Genomic DNA, 16,828 nt, shown 5'->3' on the forward strand with positions numbered 1-16,828 from the left:
TCCCGGCGTCGCCGAAGCCGACGACGTCGGCCCGTCCGTCGCCGTCCACGTCGGCCAGCTCCCGCGGGTGCCGGTCGACCCGCCAGCCCTGGTCGACGCCGTAGTCCGCCAGGTCGGGGTCGGAGTGGCTGGGTGTGGTGAAGACTCCGTTGGGCGCCGAGTAGGACAGGTACAGGCCGTCCTCGCCGAAGCCGACGACGTCGGCCCGTCCGTCGCCGTTGAGATCCGCCAGGGCGCGTTCGTGCCGGTCGACGCGCCAGCCCTGGTCCCGGCCGAAGGAGCTCGCCTTCAGCGTCGTGGGGGAGAAGGCGCCGTGGTCGAGGCCGTACCCGACGATGACGCCGGCGTCGCCGAAGCCCACGGCGTCGGCGCGCCCGTCGCCGTTGACATCGGCCAGCTGCCGCGGGTGCTGGCCGACCCGCCAACCCTGCGCGTAGCTCAGGTCCCCCGGCTCCGCCGCAACGGAGGGCTGGACGGCCACCGTGACGAGCAGTGCGGCCGCGGCCAGCACCACCGGTGGACGGGGATGCCGCTGACGATCCATGGTTGCCCCCTGAGTCGGTGGATCCAGCCTAGTTCCGGAGGACCTGCCGGGATCCGCCGGGCAGCGGTTCGTTGCCGAAGTGCGACGTGGGCGATGTCATCGGCGCCCGGAACTCAGAGCACGCCCAGCAGCCCTCGCACCAGCGTGATCGCCCCGCCCAGGCCCGCGAGGACGAGGGCGGTGGTGCGGGCGGCGCTCAGAGGCACCCGGCGGGCCGCGACCGCGCCGATCCGGATGCCCAGCACCACCGTGAGCACCACGCCCGGTGCGACCCACCACGGCGGCATCCCGCCCGTGCCCGCCGCCCCGAGCAGCGTCTTGACGAGCACGGACAGCGCGCCCATCGTCATGAACACCGGCTGCAGCGTCGCGGCGAAGGATCGCTGCTCCCAGCGGGCCAGCCGGGAGTGGATGACCATGACCGGCCCGGCCACCCCCGCCGTGGTGTTGAAGAACCCGCCGACCGCCCCTGCGAGCACCGTGGGCAGCCGTCCCGGCCACTCGGGCAGGCGGGGCAGACCGAACATGGTGGTCAGCGCCAGCAGCACCACGCCCCCCACCACCACCTGCAGCCAGGCGGCGGGCAGCTCGCGCACCACGAGCGCCGCCGGCACGGCGCCCACGGCCGCCGCCGGGGCGATGAGGGCGAAGCGCCGCCAGTCCACGTGGCGCCACACCGAGAGCATGATGAGGAAGCCGGAGACGGTCGTCGTCGCGTTGGTCACGAGCACGCCCGTGGCGGGGCCCAGCAGCAGGGCGAGGGTGGGGGCCACGACGAGGCCCACCCCGGTGCCCGAGACGCGCTGCAGGACCGAGCCCACGAGGATCGCGAGGGCGGCGACGATGATGATCTCCACGGGCCCCATTCTGCTCCCCGTCCGGCCGGTCCCGGACCGCACACGGTCCGCCTCCGGGTCGAGGACGTCCGGGGTGACGCTCCAGGAGCGGCCGGCGGTCAGCGGGCGACGTCGTAGACGGCCTTGAGGACACCGTTGGCATAGGCCTCGTGCTCGACCAGCGCGAGGGTGCGGAGCCTGTCGGTGCTGTCGTCGAAGAGACGGCGGCCCGCACCCAGGAGGACGGGGAACACCAGCAGGTGGTACCGGTCCACGAGGTCGGCGGCGGCCAGGCTCTTGGCCAGGGTGGCGCTGCCGTGCACGAGGACGGTGCCGTCGACCGTGGCCTTCAGCTCCGCGACCTCGTCGAGGGAGCGCAGCACGGAGGTGTTGTGCCACTGCGGGTTCTCCAGGGTGGAGGAGACCACGTACTTGGGCATGGCGTTGTACTCGGCGAACTCCTCCATCGACGGCCAGACGGGGGCGAACTCGTCGTAGCTGACCCGCCCCATCAGCATCGCCGCCGCCTCCTTCTGCTCCCGGTCCTTGAGCTCGTAGGCGGCCTCGTCGTAGGGGACGTGCTGGAACGTCCACCCGGCGTGCGGGTGCGGGCCGCCGCCGGGGGAGTCGACGACGCCGTCGAGGGTGATGAACTCGGTGATGATCAGCTGGCCCATGGGGATCTCCTGTCGGTGCGGCCGGCGCTCGTGCGTGCAGCTCTCACTCTGGCGCTCCCCCGAGGCCGTGGGAAGGGCACGGCGTGGCATGACGCGTCCGGTCGGCACGCGGCCCGCGCCACCTCTTGCGCGGGCGGCACCCCGGTGGGATCGTCGGCGGGAACAGGTGTGTGGGCAAGGGTCCGGGAGGCACCCGTGGCGGCGGAGCATACGACGGAACAGGTGGCGGAGCAGGTGACGGCCACGTGCTGCGTGGTGGGCGGGGGCCCGGCCGGGATTATGGCCGGGCTGCTGCTCGCACGCCAGGGCGTGGACGTGGTCGTGCTGGAGAAGCACGCGGACTTCCTGCGCGACTTCCGCGGCGACACCCTGCACCCCTCGACCCTCGAGCTGATGGCCGAGCTCGGCTGGCTCGAGGACGTCCTGGCACTGCCGCACACCCGTGTGGAGCGGGCCACGGTCTCCCTCGGCGGGGAGACGGTCGTGGTCGGGCGGTTCGACCGGCTGCCCGTGCGATGCCCGTTCATCGCGTTCCTGCCGCAGTGGGACTTCCTGGACCTGCTCGCCGCGAAGGGGGAGGCGCTGCCCGGCTTCCGGCTGCTGCGCTCCACGGCCGCGGACGGCCTGCTCGTCGAGGACGGCCGGTGCACCGGCGTGACCGCGCACGACGACGACGGGGCCCCGGTGCGCATCCGGGCCGAGCTGGTGCTGGCCGCCGACGGCCGCGACTCCGTGCTGCGGGCCGCGGCCGGTCTGGTCCCGAGGGCCTCGCCGTCCCGGATGGACGTGCTGTGGTTCCGCGTGCCCCGGCGCGAGGGGCAGGAGCAGCCGCTGTTCAACGCCGGGGACGGCGCGGTGGTCGCCCTGCCGCGCACCGGCTACTGGCAGGCCGCCCTGATCGTGCGGGCCGGGGAGCACGAGGCGCTGCACGCCCAGGGCCTGGAGGCCTTCCGGGACCGGGTGCGCACGCTCGCCCCGGGGCTGGGGGAGGGGCTCGCAGCGATCGAGGACTGGGAGCAGGTGAAGCTGCTGCGGGTGCGCGTGGACCGGCTGCGCCGCTGGTGGCGGCCCGGGGTGCTGTTCCTCGGCGACGCCGCCCACGCGATGTCCCCGGCCGGCGGCGTGGGCATCAACCTGGCGGTGCAGGACGCGGTGGCGGCGGCGAATCTCCTGGGGCCGCGTCTGCTGCAGGGCGGGGTGCGGGCGCGGGACCTCGCGCGCGTGCAGCGCCGGCGGGCGTGGCCGGCGCGCGCCACCCAGCTGTTCCAGCTCCTGCTGGCCCGTCGGCTCGTGCCGTCCCGGCCCGGTGCCCGGACGAGGCCCCCGGTGCCGCTGGGTCTCGTCCGGGCTCTGCCGTTCCTGCCCCACCTGACGGGGCGGGCCATCGGCATCGGGCTGCGGCCCGAGCACGTCCCCGCGGAGCTGCGCGCGACGGACGGTGCCGCACGCCCGTGACCTCCGCCACGGGCAAGCGCGCCCGGGTGGACGCGCCCCACGTGGCCCCGCTCAACGCCCTGGTCCGGGCCTGGCGCCGCGGCGGCCGGTTCGTGCCGTGGGTCGACCCCGACGGCGGCGGCACCCGGGCTCGGGTGCTCGTGCTCATGGAGGCGCCCGGACCGGCCACCGTGGCGGCCGGGGACCTGGGGTTCAGCTCCGAGGACAACCCCGATCCCACCGCCCGGACCTTCAAGGCCCTGCGGGAGGAGTCCGGGCTGGCCCGCGGCGACTGCCTGCGCTGGAACGTGGTGCCCTGGGCGCTGCTGGACGCGGACGGGCGGCACCGCCCGCCGAAGGTCGACGACCTCGTCGAGGCGGAACCGGCCCTCCGCGAGCTGGTCGGGGCGCTGCCGGAGCTGCGCGTCGTCGTGACCTTCGGGGCCCCGGCGCTGACCGGGATGATGCGCCTGCTCACCGTGGAGGAGCCCCAGCGGCTGCTGCCCGTGCTGGGCGTGCCGCACCCGTCGTTGCGCAACGGCCACCGCCGGGCCGAGACCCGGCGGCGGATCCTGGTCGCCCTGCGCACGGCCGCCGCAGCGGCTCGCGCCTGAACGGGTGCGCTCAGGGGCGCGGGCTGAGCCGGTCCACCACGGCCAGGAGGTTCTCCAGGATGGTGTGCCGCTGCGCGCTGCCGTCCGGCAGGAGGCCGATCGACGCGTTGTGGTAGAGCCCGTCGCCCATCTGCTGGACCGCGGTCGCCACCACCGGGTCTCCCACGTCGGCGAGGATCAGCTCGTACCAGGCCTTCTCGAGCCGCTTGAGGGCGGACCGGGCGTTCTCGTCGCCGGACTGGACCAGGCGGGAGGCCACGATCAGGGCCCGGTCGAGACGGCTGTCCTCGAACAGGGACGTGACGAGGAAGTAGCGGGCGGCCCCGTCCGGCGCCGCGGCCATGCCCTCGAGGTCCAGGCGCATGAGCTCCTCGAGCCGCTGCAGCGTCGCGTCCACGAGCGCCTGGCGGTGCGGGAAGTGGTAGAGCAGCCCGCCCTTGGACACGCCGGCGGCGGTGGCGACGGCGTCGAGGGTCGCGGCGCGCTCGCCGTCGTCGAGGACGATCTGCTCGAAGGCGGCCAGGAGCTTGTCCCGGGCCACGGGTGGGCGCGGCATGTGAGGAAGACCTCCCTGGATCGGACGTGGTCCCCATTGTGCCAGCCCCCACATAACTGTACCGTCTAGACGGTACAGTTAATGAGGCTGTCCGATCCGATCCGTTCCCCGGAGGTGAACCATGACCACTCTGCTGACGCCCCGCCCCACGGCCGGTGCGCGCGAATGGGCCGCACTCGCGGTCCTGATGATGCCTGTCCTGCTCGTGTCGGTGGACAACACGGCGCTGAGCTTCGCCCTGCCCACCATCTCCCGGGCGCTGCACCCGACCGGGGAGCAGCTGCTGTGGATCGTGGACGTCTACCCCCTCGTGCTCGCCGGCCTGCTCATCCCCATGGGCTCCCTGGGTGACCGGATCGGCCGCCGGCGGCTGCTGCTGATCGGCGGCACGGGCTTCGCGGCCGTCTCCGCGGCGTCGGCCTTCGCCCCCACCGCCGAGCTGCTCGTGGCGGGCCGGGCGGCCATGGGCCTCTTCGGCGCGATGCTGATGCCGGCCACCCTGTCCCTGCTGCGCAACATCTTCCTGGACCCGGGCCAGCGCCGGATCGCCATCGCCGTGTGGGCGGGCGGCTTCAGCGGAGGTGCGGCACTGGGGCCGATCGTGGGCGGCTTCCTGCTCAACCACTTCTGGTGGGGCTCGGTGTTCCTGATGGCCGTGCCGGTGCTCCTGCCGCTGCTCGTGCTCGGCCCCGTGCTGGTCCCGGAGTCGCGCGACCCCCGGCCCGGACCCGTGGACGTCCCGTCGGTGCTGCTCGCCATGCTGGCCATGACGCCGGTGGTCTACAGCATCAAGGCGGCCACCGCCTCCGGGGAGCTCTTCCACGGTCTGCTCAGCGCGGCACTCGGTGTGCTCACCGGTGTGCTTTTCGTCCGCCGCCAGGCGGTCCTGGAGCACCCGATGCTCGACCTCACCCTGTTCCGGCACCCCGGGTTCACGGGCGGCGTGACCGTCAACGTCCTCGGCAACGTGGGGCTCTTCGGGTTCCTGTTCATGCTGACCCAGTACCTGCAGCTCGTGGTGGGCCTGGATCCGATGGCCGCGGGCCTGACCATGGTCCCGGGTCTGGTCCTCACGGTGCTCGCCGGCTTCGTGGCCGTGCGGGCCGTGCGCCGGCTCGCGCCGCGGACCGTGATCACGGCGGGGATGCTCCTGTCCGCGGTCGGCTTCCTCGTGGTCGCCCTCGCGGACCTCTCCGGGGGCACCGGCACCGTGGTGGTCCTCGCCGCCTTCTGCCTGGTCGGCGCCGGCATCGGACTCGCCGAGACGCTCTCCAACGACCTCGTCCTGACGGCGGCCCCGCCGCACAAGGCGGGAGCGGCGTCGGCGATCTCGGAGACCGGCTACGAGGTCGGCGCGGTGCTGGGCACCGCCGTGCTCGGTGGGCTGCTGACCGCGTTCTACCAGCGCCACCTCGACCTGCCCGCGGCGCTCGGGGCCGGTCCGTCCGCGGCGGCGCACGAGACCCTCGGCGGGGCCGTCGAGGTCGCGGAGGGCACCGGGGCGCTCGGCACCGCAGTGCGGGAGGCAGCGTTCGGGGCCTTCACCGCGGGCATGCACTGGACGGCCGTGGTCATGACGGTCGTGGTGGTCCTGGCGGCGTTCACGGTGGCCCGCATGCTGCGGCCCGCCGCGCGCTGACCGACCCGCCGGGCCGCTGCGGACGTAGGCTCGTCGAGGGGGCGCACGCTCCCTCGACGAGCGGAGGAGATGTTGCGATGACGCCGCAGGAGCTGTTCGAGGACGCCGCCCGGCGGCCGTCGGAGGTGGCCTGGCACGTCCTGGACGGGATCGACCCGGACGTGCTGAACACCCTGCCGGGCGGGACCGCCAACTCGATCGCCTGGCTGGTGTGGCACGCGGCCCGCCAGCAGGACGTACAGGTGGCCCAGCTCGCCGAGGCTGCCGAGATGTGGACCGCGCAGGGATGGAGCGAGCGGTTCGGTCTCGACGTCCCGGACTCCGCCATGGGCTTCGGCGACGGGCCGGAGGACGTCGCGCGGATCCGGGTGGCGTCCCCCGACCTGCTGCGGGGCTATCTCGACGCCGTCGTCGAACGCACGGTGACCTACGTGCACGGGCTGACGGACGCTCAGCTCGACGACGTGGTGGACCGGTCCTGGGACCCGCCCGTCACCCGGGGCGCGCGTCTGGTGAGCACGGTCGACGACGCGGCCCAGCACCTCGGCCAGGCCGCCTACGTCCGCGGCCTGCTCGAGGACGGGTGGTCCGGTCCCTACTGAGTGCCCACAGGATCAGCCGGATCCGCCCTGTGGCTGACGCCGTCCCCGCGTCGGGGCCGGCTGTGCAGCTGCGGACATGTTCGGGAGAACCCCTGTGGTCGGCCGGGGACGCCCTGTACCGTCGTCGAGTAGGACGTCCAGGGCGGGCCGGGACGGACGTCTGCAGCACGGCGAGGACCCACGCCGCACGGTTCCACGCCCTCGCCTGGAACTTGAAAATACATTGAGTCGCCGTATGACAAGGCGCCGATGAGGGGACGGCGCATCCTTCGGCCCAGACCGTCCTGTTCACTTAAGCTTATAACGCGGGGCGACAGTGCTCCGACCTTCTGCTCGAGCTTCCCGTCGCCCGTCGCGACATCCTGGGGGAAACACCGTCATGCCCCGCGACTCCTCTCGCCGTCCTGCCACCGACCTGCGGTACCGCGCCTCCTCGCCGGTGACCGCTCTCACCGCGTTCTCGGCCCTCGTGGCCGTCAGCGTGGCCGTCAGCACGGGCGTCGCTCCGGGCGCCGGCGGCGAGCGGGAGACCTCGGCGTTCGGAGCTCCGGCGGCCTCCGCCGAACAGGCGCAGAGCGGGTGGAGCCTGCTGGCGGCCAGCCAGGAGCGGACGCGTCCTCCGGCCGGACCGGTGCGGGACGACCGTGCCGTCTCGCCCGTGCGGGACGGCGGCGAGGGGAAGGGCTCCTGGCGCGCCGGCGCGGGACGGGGCGACGGCGGCCGTGACGTGGTGTCGACCGTGCGCCCGGGCCGGCAGGCCCCGAAGCTGTACCAGGGCGAGCTCCCCGTCAACACGATCATCGCGCCCACCAGCCCCGGTGCCGTGCTGCCCGGTGGCCAGTTCGGGTGGCGGATCGCCCCCGACCGCGGCGGACGCGAGTTCCACAACGGCACCGACATCTCCGCCGCGGCGGGTCTCCCGGTGGTCGCGGCCCTCGACGGCGTGGTGACGGCCGTGTTCTGGGACGTCTGGGGCGGCAACCGGGTGGAGGTCACCCACGCGGACGGGATCAAGACCACCTACAGCCACCTCGAGGACGTCCGGGTCCGGACCGGTGACCGGCTCGCCGCATCGGAGCAGCTCGGCTCGAACGGTGCCACGGGCATCCGCGTGACGGGTCCGCACCTGCACTTCGAGACCTGGGTCGACGGGCAGGCGGTCGACCCGCAGTCCTTCGACTGGGTCGACGGCATGCGTGTGGTTCCCGCCTCGCGCAGCAAGTACTCCCTCGAGGTGCCTGTCCCGGACCTGGTCGACGACGCCGCGAAGCAGGCAGATACCGCGAAGCAGGCGGAGGCCGCGAAGAAGGCCGATGCGGCGAAGAAGCAGGCTGATGCGGCGAAGAAGGCCGATGCGGCGAAGCAGGCTGATGCGGCGAAGAAGCAGGCGGAGGCCGTGAAGCAGGCTGACATGGCGAAGAAGCAGGCGGAGGCCGTGAAGCAGGCTGACATGGCGAAGAAGCAGGCGGAGGCCGCGAAGCAGGCTGACATGGCGAAGAAGCGGGCAGAGGACGCGAAGAAGGCGCAGGACGCGAAGAACAGGGCGGAGGCCGAGGAGGCGGGACTTGTGAAACAGCCCGGGATACCAGCGCCGACTGCGCCCGCACCCACTGATCCGGTGGACGCCGCACCCGGGACCGGGCCGATGGTGCCCGAGCCCGGGCCCGGGGCCGGGCCGACGGTGCCCGAGCCCGGGCCCGGGGCCGGGCCGACGGTGCCCGGGCTCGAGCAGGGAGTTGCCCTCCGGGTGCCGGACTCGGATCGGGACACCGACAAGGACGGGACCCCGGACGTCGACGACGACAACCTCGACGGCGACCTGCTCGACGGCGTTCCGCTGCTGAACCACGAGGACCCGGACCTGGACGGGGACCGTCTCGACAATGACGTCGACCCGGACATGGACGGCGACGGTCTGCGCGACGAGGAGGACCTGGACGACGACGGGGACGGCATCCCCGATGCGGAGGACGAGGAGCCCCGTCGCCCGGCACCGAAGGCGGCGTCCGGGGAGAGCTCCGACCCGGCCGCGGCCGCCGGCCCCGCCGAAGGCACCGCCGGTTCCGCGGACGGTGCGGGTGCCGCCGCGACGGCTCCCGTGGCGACGACCGCCCCCTGAGCGGCCGGGACGGTCCGTCCCCGACGTCCCGGGCGACGTTATGCAGGCGTGACAAGGGCTGACGCTCGCTCCCGCGCGTGGCCGACTAGTATTTGCCTCCTGGCTGATGATCGTTGCGCGCGAGGGCGGGGGCCATGAGGACCACGGATGGCGGTGCGCCGGGTGACGGGACGGCCAGGGCGCTCCAGGACCTCCGGGACCGTCTCGCGGGAGGACTGGTCGAGCCGGGGGACCCCGACTACGACCGGGCCCGGAGGGTCTGGAACGGCGCGGTCGACGTCCGCCCCCGGGCGATCGTGCGGGCCGGCGCCGCCGGCGACATCGACCTCACCCTGGCCCTGGCGCAGCGCACGCGGTTGCCGCTGGCGGTGCGGGGAGGCGGATACGGCCCGGCGGGCCACGGCACGGTCGAGGACGGCCTGGTGCTGGACCTCGGACGGCTGCGGGGCGTCGTCGTGGACCCCGCCAACCAGCTCGTGAGCGTGGAGCCGGGGACGACCTCCGCCGGTCTCGACCGTGCCACCGCACGGCACGGTCTCGCCGTGCCGGGCGGCCTCGTCGGCGCGGCGGGCGTCGCAGGGCTCGCCCTGGGCGGGGGCATGGGGTGGCTGACCCGCAGCCACGGCCTGACCCTCGACACCCTCGACTCCGCCGACGTGGTGACCGCTGCCGGGGACCACCTGCACGCCAGCGAGGAGGAGAACGCCGAGCTCTTCTGGGGGCTGCGCGGCGGCGGAGGAAACTTCGGCGTGGTCTCCTCCTGCACCTTCTGCGCCCGCCGCCTGCCGCCTGCCGTGCTCGCCGGGAACCTGTTCTACCGGGGTCCGCACTGGCACGACGCCCTGACCGCCTTCGGCGAGTGGTCGCACGGGCTGCCGGACGAGATGAACCCGGTCCTCACGTTCGCGATCCTGCCGCCGGGAGCGGGCATGGGCGACGAGCCGTGGCTGACCGTGGGGTTCAACTGGGCCTCCGAGGACCACGCCGCCGGCCTCGACGTCATCGACGTGCTGCGCCGGGACGCGCTGCCGGATGCCGAGGAGATGGGGCCGACGCCCTGGCTCGCATGGCAGGGGGCGAGGGACGCCTCCTTCCCCCGGGGCTCGCACGGCCACTGGCGGAACGTCCCCTTCTCCCGTCTGGACGAGGAGGTCGTCGACGTCCTCGTCGAGCTGGCCTCCGGCATCACGTCCCGCGGCACCGGCATCGAGGTGCACCACCTCGAGGGTGCGTTCGGCCGGGTGCCCGAGGAGGCCACCGCCTTCCCCAACCGGTCCGCGCGGTACTGGCTGACCGTCCACGGAGTGCGGCACGACGCCGCCGACGACGAGCACCTCGCCGCATTCGTGCGGACCGTGCACGAGGGGATGCAGCCGTTCGCCGAGCACGGGGAGTACGTCAACCTGATGGGCCCGGGGGCGGCGTCGGGGGCCGATCCGGCCGCTGCGGCGCGCCTGGTCTACGGGCGGCAGAAGTACCAGCGGCTCGTGGCCCTCAAGGACCGCTACGACCCCGGGAACCTCTTCCGGCGCAACGTGAACGTCGTCCCCGGCCGGCCCTGAACGGCCGTCGGACGGCACCGCCCGCACGAGCGCGCGGCGCGACCCGTCCGCCCGCGGCCCCGTCACGTCCGGGCGATGTCGGTGCCCGCCCTTCCCCGGCCGCGGCTCCGGCACTACGGTCGGGAGTCCAGCGACCTCGCACTCCCGAAAGGCGCGCCGCATGCCGATCCACGAGTACCGCTGCCCCGAGTGCGGGGTCTTCGAGCTCCTCCTGAGGATGGGCACCGCCACGCGGGAGAGCGCCTGCCCCGGCTGCGGAACCCCGGCGCGGCGGCTCGTGAGCGCGCCCGGACTCTCCCGGGCCGGAACGCCGGCGGCCCGGCTGATCGAGCGCACGGAGCGCACCGCGAGCCGGCCCGACGTCGTCGCCGCGCCCCCGCCCGATCCCCGGAAGGGGGCGCGGACCAGCGGCAACCCCCTGCACCGCAGACTTCCCCGGCCCTGAGAGGCACACCACCGGAGCACCACACCGCAGCACACCAGCCAAGGAGGCACGTCATGCCGGAGCTCATCTTCCCCCTCGACTCGTCACGGCCGTTCGAGGACCAGGAGCTCGTGGGGCACAACCGGTGGCACCCGGAGATCCCGCCGGTGGCCACGGTGCGACCGGGGGACACGTTCCGGGTGGACTGCCGGGAGTGGTTCGACGGCGCGATCGTCAACGACGACTCCGCCGAGGACATCCTGCACGCACCCCTGCGGACCGTGCACAAGCTGTCCGGCCCGTTCGCGGTGGAGGGCGCGGCACCGGGTGACCTGCTCGTCGTCGACATCCTCGATGTCGGTCCCCTCCCGCAGGAGGACTCCGGCCCGCTGGCCGGGCAGGGCTGGGGGTACACCGGCATCTTCGCCAGGTCCAACGGCGGCGGCTTCCTCACCGACCGGTTCCCCGACGCCTACAAGGCGATCTGGGACTTCCGCGGTCAGACGGCCACCTCCCGGCACGTCCCCGAGGTGTCGTTCACCGGCATCGTCCACCCGGGCCTGATGGGCACCGCGCCCTCCGCCGAGCTCCTGGCCCGGTGGAACGCCCGCGAGGGCGCGCTCATCGCCACCGACCCGGACCGGGTGCCGCCCCTGGCGCTGCCCCCCGAGCCCGAGGACGCCGTGCTGGGCGGGGTGCCGGAGAACGACGTCGAGCGGGTCGCCGCGGAGGCGGCGCGCACCGCACCGCCCCGGGAGAACGGCGGCAACCAGGACATCAAGAACCTGACCAAGGGCACCCGCGTGTTCTACCCCGTGTTCGTGGACGGGGCGAACTTCTCCGTGGGAGACCTGCACTTCTCCCAGGGCGACGGCGAGATCACGTTCTGCGGTGCGATCGAGATGGGCGGGTTCATCGACTTCCACGTGGACGTCATCAAGGGCGGGATGGAGACCTACGGGGTCTCCGAGAACGCGATCTTCCTCCCGGGCAGGACGGACCCGCAGTACAGCGAGTGGATCTCCTTCTCCGGCACCTCGGTGACCCTCGACGGCGAGCAGCGCTACCTGGACTCGCAGCTGTCCTACCAGCGGGCGTGCCTGCACGCGATCGACTACCTCACGAAGTTCGGGTACTCCCCGGAGCAGGCGTACCTGCTGCTGGGCGCCGCGCCGATCGAGGGCCGGTTCTCCGGGGTGGTCGACATCCCGAACTCGTGCGCCACGGTGTACATCCCCACCGCGATCTTCGACTTCGACATCCGGCCCTCCGCGGCCGGTCCGCACCAGGTGGACCCGGGGACGGGGGCGCCGCACGCGGCCGCGTGAGCTCAGGCGGCCCCGAGCCGGAAGTACAGCTCCACCACGGCGGTGGCCACGTCCTGGCCGCACGCCGCGGTGGGGTAGCCGGAGCCCAGCACCGCGATGTGGTGGGCCGTCCCGCCCGCCGCGGCCCGCCCCACGCTGTGGGTGTCCCACTCGCCACCGGCGTCCGGCAGCCACCCGTTCTTGACGAGGGAGTCCGCCGTGACGGCCCGGTCCGCGCTCGCCGTCCCCACGCCCCACGTCTGGGACGGGTGGCGTGGGTGCATCTGCTCCCGCAGCCAGGCCAGGTCCTCCTCGGGGAGCCAGTCCGCCCCGTGGACGACCGTGCGCAGCACGGCCAGCTGGTCGGAGGCCGTGGTCAGGTTGTGGCCCCAGCCGCCCGAGGACCGGGTCGAGGTGACACCCATGAGGTCGTAGGTCTCGTTGATCTCGCCCTCCATGGCGGAGACCGTGGGCCCGAGCGCGCCGTACAGGGTGGAGGTGGACTCGTTGCCGCTCTCGTGGACGCTGTCGCGGATCAGCGCGCGCTGCTGCTCCGTGAGCGTGCCGCCCCGCTCGGCGGCCAGGCGGATGGTGGTCAGGGCGAGCGGGACCTTCGAGAGGCTCGCCTCCATGCCGGAGAGCTCGGGGCGGTGGGCGAAGACCGGGCGGCCGTCCGGGTCCTGCACCAGCAGGCTGATGTCGGCGCCCACCGCTCCGCCCAGCCCGTCCAGCGCGGCGGCCAGGGCGGGCCGGTCGTCCTCCGCCGCGGGGCCGTTCGGGACGGGGAACGACGCGGCGGCCGCCGGCCCGCAGGAGGCGGGCACGGCCACCGAGGACGTCCCGGCGACCTCGCTGCCCCGGGCGGCGGGCAGCGCCGTCGCGGGAGCCGGGACGGAGAGTCCCACGAGGAGCGCGGCGGTGGTCCCCAGGGCGCGGGCGGTCCTCCGGTGCGGCGGGTGCGACCGGGTCGTGCCCCTCGTGCTCTCGCGCGGCGGCGGTCCTGCCGATCCGTGCGCGTTCGCCTCACGCAATGAGACCCCGGTCCGTCCAGGACGTCGGCAGGTGGCCTCCGGAGGGGAGCAGCACGAGCTGGGCGGAGGGCAGCCGCTCGGTGAGACGGTGCGCGTGGGCGGGCGGGACGACGTCGTCGTCCTCGGCGTGGACCACGACGATCTCGAGGTCCGCGAGCCGCCGGCCCACCGTGGAGGGCAGGGCGAAGCCGCGTTCGTTCCAGTCGGGGTCCTCCGGGTCCCAGCACGGGGCGGCCACGGTCACGACGCGCTGCAGCAGGGTGGGGATGCGGTGGCAGAGGAAGCGCAGGGCCTCGGACCCGCCGAGGGAGTGGCCCACGATCACCCACGGCTCGTCCGGGATGGCGCGGACGGCCCGGCCGATCGCGTCCTGCCACTGCTCCGGGTCGGGATCCTCGGGGCCGGGCAGGTCCGGGGAGACGAGGTCGGCATCGGGCCACTGACGCCGCACCGCCTCGAGCAGCGGATTGCCGCCGGCGCCGGGCTGGGAACCGGCACCGTGCAGGAAGAGGATGCGCTGGACCATGGGTCACCTCGGGGACGTGGACGCTGGAGGTGACGGCGGACGCCACCTCGTCCAGCGTCCCCGGCGTCGCGGCGGGGTGTCAAGAGCGGCGGGCGGCCCCCGCTCCCGGCCCCACGATGCCCAGGCCCGGCCCCTCGAGCCGGTCGAGCCCCGCGGTCCGGCCGGTCAGCAGCAGGAGCAGCGCCTCCATGGAACCGCGGATCTCGGGGCCGCTGCCGACGTGCCAGTCGACGTCGGTGGCGGTGAGCGTCACCTCGCGCAGCCTGCGGCGCGCGCAGAACGGGAACGGCGTGGACCACACGCGGTCGGCGGCCGTGCGGGCGGCCTCCGGGGGCATCGCGTGGTGCCGGCCCAGGGGCAGGGCGATGTCCTGGGTGTGGACCAGGACGTCGAGGAGCGGATCCCGGATGCCCGTGCCCGGAGGGCGGCGCCGCGAACCGTCCAGGCGGCGGTAGTCCGCGACGATGGACCCGACCGGCCGGCGGCCGCGGCGCCGGGCGTCCAGGAACACGGCGCGGTCGTAGCTCCCCCGGCCGCGCCACAGGGCCGCGACGAGATCGGCGAGCCCGAACTGGGGCGAGGAGATGACATGGGCCGCCACGTCCCGCACCGCCCATCCGGGGCACAGGGTGGGGTGGTCCCACTCCTCGGGGCTGAGCGTCTCGAGCAGGTCCGCGAGCGCGGACCGCTCCTGGTGAACGGCGTCCCAGATGGCGGTGCGATCCATGGTATTCTCCCCGCAAAGGTCAGGTTTCCTGACTAAATTTTCCGACCGGAGATGCCACGCCGTCAAGAGGGGACATGCGCGAGGACGAGGGACCCAACACCGGGCTGCTGCTGTACTACCCGTACCGGGACATGGAGATCCGGGTGCTGGAGGCCCTCCACGCCGCCGGCTTCGCGGATCTCTCCTACGCCCAGGCACGGATCTTCCAGCGCATCGGCCCGGACGGCACCCGCACGGTGCACCTGGCGGAACAGGCCCGCGTCACCAAGCAGACGGCCAGCCTGCTCGTGCAGGCCATGGAGGAGGAGGGGTACGTGGAGCGGCGGCCCGATCCCGCGGACGCCCGGGCGCGGCTCGTGACCATCGCCGAGCGCGGCCGGGCCGCCCAGGCGGTGGCGGCCGGCGTGGTCGCCGAGGTGGAGGAGCAGTGGCGGCGCCGGCTCGGGGCGCGGCGCTATGCCGCGCTGCGCCGGGCGCTCGCCGAGCTGCACGAGGAGGCGCCCGCCCCGATCGCCTGACCCGCGGGCCGGGGCCGGCCCCGACCCGCGGGCGGTCCGGCTGCCGGCGGGTTCCGGGCCGACCACGAGAGACCCGGCCGGCCACGAGCCACCTGGCCGGCCGTGAGCCACCTGGCCGATCGTGAGCCACCTGGCCGGCCGTGAGCGGCTCCGCCGACCACGCCGTCCCGTGGTCGAACGGGCCCGCTCCCGTTGCCCGGCAAGATCTCGGCCGGTCGGTGGCGTGCCGCCGCGGGCACGCCACAATGGAACCATGACCGACGCCGCTCACCGTGCCCTGCCGGAGCCCCGCACCTGCCGCGCCTACTGGACCGTGGACCCCGGCCGGGGCGAGCTGCGCACCGCGGAGCTCCCCGCCCCGGGCCCGGAGGACGTCGTGGTGCGGGCGCTGCGCTCCGGGATCAGCCGCGGGACGGAGTCGCTCGTCCACCGCGGCCTGGTGCCCGAGCGGGTGCGCGAGCGGATGCGCGCCCCGTTCCAGGAGGGGGACTTCCCGGCCCCGGTGAAGTACGGCTACCTGGCCGTGGGCGTCGTGGAGCAGGGGCCGCAGGAGCTGGTGGGCCGTCGGGTCTTCAGCCTGCACCCCCACCAGGACCGCTACGTGCTCCCGGCCTCCGCAGTGACCCCCGTGCCCGACGACGTGCCCTCCGACCGCGCCGTGCTCGCCGGCTCGGTGGAGACGGCCGTCAACGCCCTGTGGGAGGCCGCGCCCCGCTTCGGGGACCGGGTGGCCGTGGTCGGCGCCGGGATGATCGGCGCGTGCGCGGCCGCGCTGCTGGCCCGCTTCCCGCTCGCCCGGCTGCAGCTCGTGGATCCGCAGCCGTCCCGCGCCGGGCTCGCCCGCGCGCTCGGCGTGGAGCACGTGCTGCCGCAGGACGCCGCGGGGGAGTGCGACGTCGTCGTGCACGCCTCCTCCACCGCCGCCGGCCTGGCGAGGGGGCTCGAGCTGCTCGGCGACGAGGGCGAGCTGATCGAGCTGTCCTGGTACGGCGACGAGGACCCCGCCGTCCCGCTCGGTGCGGACTTCCACGCCCGCCGGCTGCAGATCCGCGCCAGCCAGGTGGGGGCCGTCGCCCCCGCCCGCCGGGCCCGGCGCACGACCGCCGACCGGCTCGCCACCGCGCTGGACGCCCTGCGGGACCCCCGCTTCGACGCCCTGCTCTCCGGGACCTCCTCCTTCGAGGAGCTGCCCGCCACCATGGCGCGGCTCGCCGGAGGCTCCGCCGACGTGCTGTGCCACGTCGTGCGCTACGACCGACCGCCCGCCGCACCGACCCGAGGAGCCCCGTGTTCACCCTGACCGTCCGAGACCACATGATGATCGCCCACAGCCTGCCGGACCCCTTCTTCGGCCCCGCCCAGAACCTGCACGGGGCCACCTACGACGTGGAGACCACCTGGGCCCGCCCGGTCCTCGACGAGCACGGGGTGGTCATGGACATCGGCGTGGCCGCCGACCTGCTCGCGGGCGTGCTCGACGGGCTGCGCTACCGCAACCTCGATGAGCACCCGGACTTCGCCGGACGGCTGTCCACCACGGAGGTCCTCGCCCAGTACGTCGCCGAGCGGCTCGCGGCGGGCGCGGCGTTCATCGAGGGGCTCGAGCGGCTGACGGTGACCCTGCGGGAGAACCCCAGTGCCTGGGCCTCGTACACCCTCGAGCTGCCCGTCCTGAGCGAGCGCGGCGGGCCCGCCCCCGCCCGGTGAGCAGC

General features: G+C 74.3%; 18 protein-coding genes. 11 read left to right on the plus strand and 7 right to left on the minus strand.

Annotation, left to right across the window (positions count from 1 at the left end; translation table 11 throughout):
* The 3 genes from ACH9D3_RS08200 to ACH9D3_RS08210 form a co-directional block, all read right to left on the minus strand.
* Window positions 1-544: FG-GAP-like repeat-containing protein (locus ACH9D3_RS08200; protein ID WP_396410541.1), on the minus strand; the 544-nt coding region annotated here is incomplete at its 3' end.
* 113 nt (window positions 545-657) lie between these two features.
* A complete protein-coding gene (locus ACH9D3_RS08205; RefSeq protein ID WP_396410542.1) occupies window positions 658-1,410 on the minus strand; it encodes a TSUP family transporter in 753 nt (250 codons plus the stop codon).
* 89 nt (window positions 1,411-1,499) lie between these two features.
* A complete protein-coding gene (locus tag ACH9D3_RS08210) occupies window positions 1,500-2,057 on the minus strand; it encodes a dihydrofolate reductase family protein (RefSeq protein WP_396410543.1) in 558 nt (185 codons plus the stop codon).
* 195 nt (window positions 2,058-2,252) lie between these two features.
* On the opposite strand from ACH9D3_RS08210, the gene ACH9D3_RS08215 reads away from it, so the two are divergent.
* Together ACH9D3_RS08215 and ACH9D3_RS08220 are read left to right on the plus strand one after the other, a co-directional pair.
* On the plus strand, window positions 2,253-3,512 hold the full coding sequence (locus ACH9D3_RS08215; protein ID WP_396410544.1) for an FAD-dependent oxidoreductase: 1,260 nt from the start codon (window positions 2,253-2,255) through the stop codon (window positions 3,510-3,512).
* Window positions 3,509-4,105, plus strand: a complete 597-nt coding sequence (locus ACH9D3_RS08220) for a uracil-DNA glycosylase (RefSeq protein WP_396410545.1) — start codon at window positions 3,509-3,511, stop codon at window positions 4,103-4,105. Before ACH9D3_RS08215 ends, ACH9D3_RS08220 begins: the two co-directional genes overlap by 4 nt.
* A 10-nt stretch (window positions 4,106-4,115) precedes the next feature.
* On the opposite strand, the gene ACH9D3_RS08225 is transcribed toward ACH9D3_RS08220, so the two are convergent.
* Window positions 4,116-4,661, minus strand: a complete 546-nt coding sequence (locus ACH9D3_RS08225) for a TetR/AcrR family transcriptional regulator (RefSeq protein WP_396400534.1) — start codon at window positions 4,659-4,661, stop codon at window positions 4,116-4,118.
* Window positions 4,662-4,782: 121 nt separating this feature from the next.
* Between ACH9D3_RS08225 and ACH9D3_RS08230 the strand changes: the two genes are divergently transcribed.
* From ACH9D3_RS08230 to fmdA, 6 genes are all read left to right on the plus strand, one after another.
* Window positions 4,783-6,300, plus strand: a complete 1,518-nt coding sequence (locus ACH9D3_RS08230; protein ID WP_396410546.1) for an MFS transporter — start codon at window positions 4,783-4,785, stop codon at window positions 6,298-6,300.
* Between the two features lie 77 nt (window positions 6,301-6,377).
* Window positions 6,378-6,902 carry a mycothiol transferase gene (locus ACH9D3_RS08235; RefSeq protein ID WP_396410547.1) on the plus strand — a complete coding sequence of 175 codons (525 nt, stop codon included), beginning with the start codon at window positions 6,378-6,380 and terminating at the stop codon, window positions 6,900-6,902.
* A 379-nt stretch (window positions 6,903-7,281) separates the two neighbouring features.
* Entirely contained in the window at window positions 7,282-9,021 is a 1,740-nt protein-coding gene (locus tag ACH9D3_RS08240) for a peptidoglycan DD-metalloendopeptidase family protein (protein ID WP_396410548.1), read from the plus strand.
* A 134-nt stretch (window positions 9,022-9,155) separates the two neighbouring features.
* Complete coding sequence (locus ACH9D3_RS08245; RefSeq protein WP_396400539.1) at window positions 9,156-10,583, plus strand: FAD-binding oxidoreductase; 1,428 nt, start codon at window positions 9,156-9,158, stop codon at window positions 10,581-10,583.
* A 160-nt stretch (window positions 10,584-10,743) separates the two neighbouring features.
* On the plus strand, window positions 10,744-11,028 hold the full coding sequence (locus ACH9D3_RS08250; protein WP_396410549.1) for an FmdB family zinc ribbon protein: 285 nt from the start codon (window positions 10,744-10,746) through the stop codon (window positions 11,026-11,028).
* 53 nt (window positions 11,029-11,081) lie between these two features.
* Window positions 11,082-12,335: a formamidase gene (fmdA, locus tag ACH9D3_RS08255; RefSeq protein ID WP_396400541.1), complete on the plus strand. Its 1,254-nt coding sequence runs from the start codon at window positions 11,082-11,084 to the stop codon at window positions 12,333-12,335.
* A gap of 2 nt (window positions 12,336-12,337) precedes the next feature.
* Here fmdA and ACH9D3_RS08260 read toward each other — a convergent pair whose 3' ends face one another.
* The 3 genes from ACH9D3_RS08260 to ACH9D3_RS08270 all read right to left on the minus strand — a co-directional run bounded on the left by ACH9D3_RS08260 (window position 12,338) and on the right by ACH9D3_RS08270 (window position 14,598).
* Window positions 12,338-13,219, minus strand: a complete 882-nt coding sequence (locus tag ACH9D3_RS08260; RefSeq protein ID WP_396410550.1) for a hypothetical protein — start codon at window positions 13,217-13,219, stop codon at window positions 12,338-12,340.
* 118 nt (window positions 13,220-13,337) lie between these two features.
* Window positions 13,338-13,871 (minus strand): alpha/beta fold hydrolase, encoded by a 534-nt coding sequence (locus ACH9D3_RS08265; RefSeq protein ID WP_396400543.1) that lies wholly within the window; start codon window positions 13,869-13,871, stop codon window positions 13,338-13,340.
* A 79-nt stretch (window positions 13,872-13,950) separates the two neighbouring features.
* Window positions 13,951-14,598 (minus strand): maleylpyruvate isomerase family mycothiol-dependent enzyme, encoded by a 648-nt coding sequence (locus ACH9D3_RS08270; RefSeq protein ID WP_396410551.1) that lies wholly within the window; start codon window positions 14,596-14,598, stop codon window positions 13,951-13,953.
* A 74-nt stretch (window positions 14,599-14,672) separates the two neighbouring features.
* On the opposite strand from ACH9D3_RS08270, the gene ACH9D3_RS08275 reads away from it, so the two are divergent.
* The 3 genes from ACH9D3_RS08275 (at window position 14,673) to ACH9D3_RS08285 (ending at window position 16,823) form a co-directional block, all read left to right on the plus strand.
* Window positions 14,673-15,116: a MarR family transcriptional regulator gene (locus tag ACH9D3_RS08275; RefSeq protein ID WP_396410552.1), complete on the plus strand. Its 444-nt coding sequence runs from the start codon at window positions 14,673-14,675 to the stop codon at window positions 15,114-15,116.
* A 253-nt stretch (window positions 15,117-15,369) separates the two neighbouring features.
* Window positions 15,370-16,416 (plus strand): zinc-dependent alcohol dehydrogenase, encoded by a 1,047-nt coding sequence (locus tag ACH9D3_RS08280; RefSeq protein WP_396410553.1) that lies wholly within the window; start codon window positions 15,370-15,372, stop codon window positions 16,414-16,416.
* A complete protein-coding gene (locus ACH9D3_RS08285) occupies window positions 16,404-16,823 on the plus strand; it encodes a 6-carboxytetrahydropterin synthase (RefSeq protein WP_396410554.1) in 420 nt (139 codons plus the stop codon). Before ACH9D3_RS08280 ends, ACH9D3_RS08285 begins: the two co-directional genes overlap by 13 nt.
* The last annotated feature ends 5 nt before the right edge of the window (window positions 16,824-16,828 follow it).

It is taken from the genome of Kocuria kalidii, assembly GCF_044462225.1.
Classification (GTDB): Bacteria; Actinomycetota; Actinomycetes; order Actinomycetales; family Micrococcaceae; genus Kocuria; species Kocuria kalidii.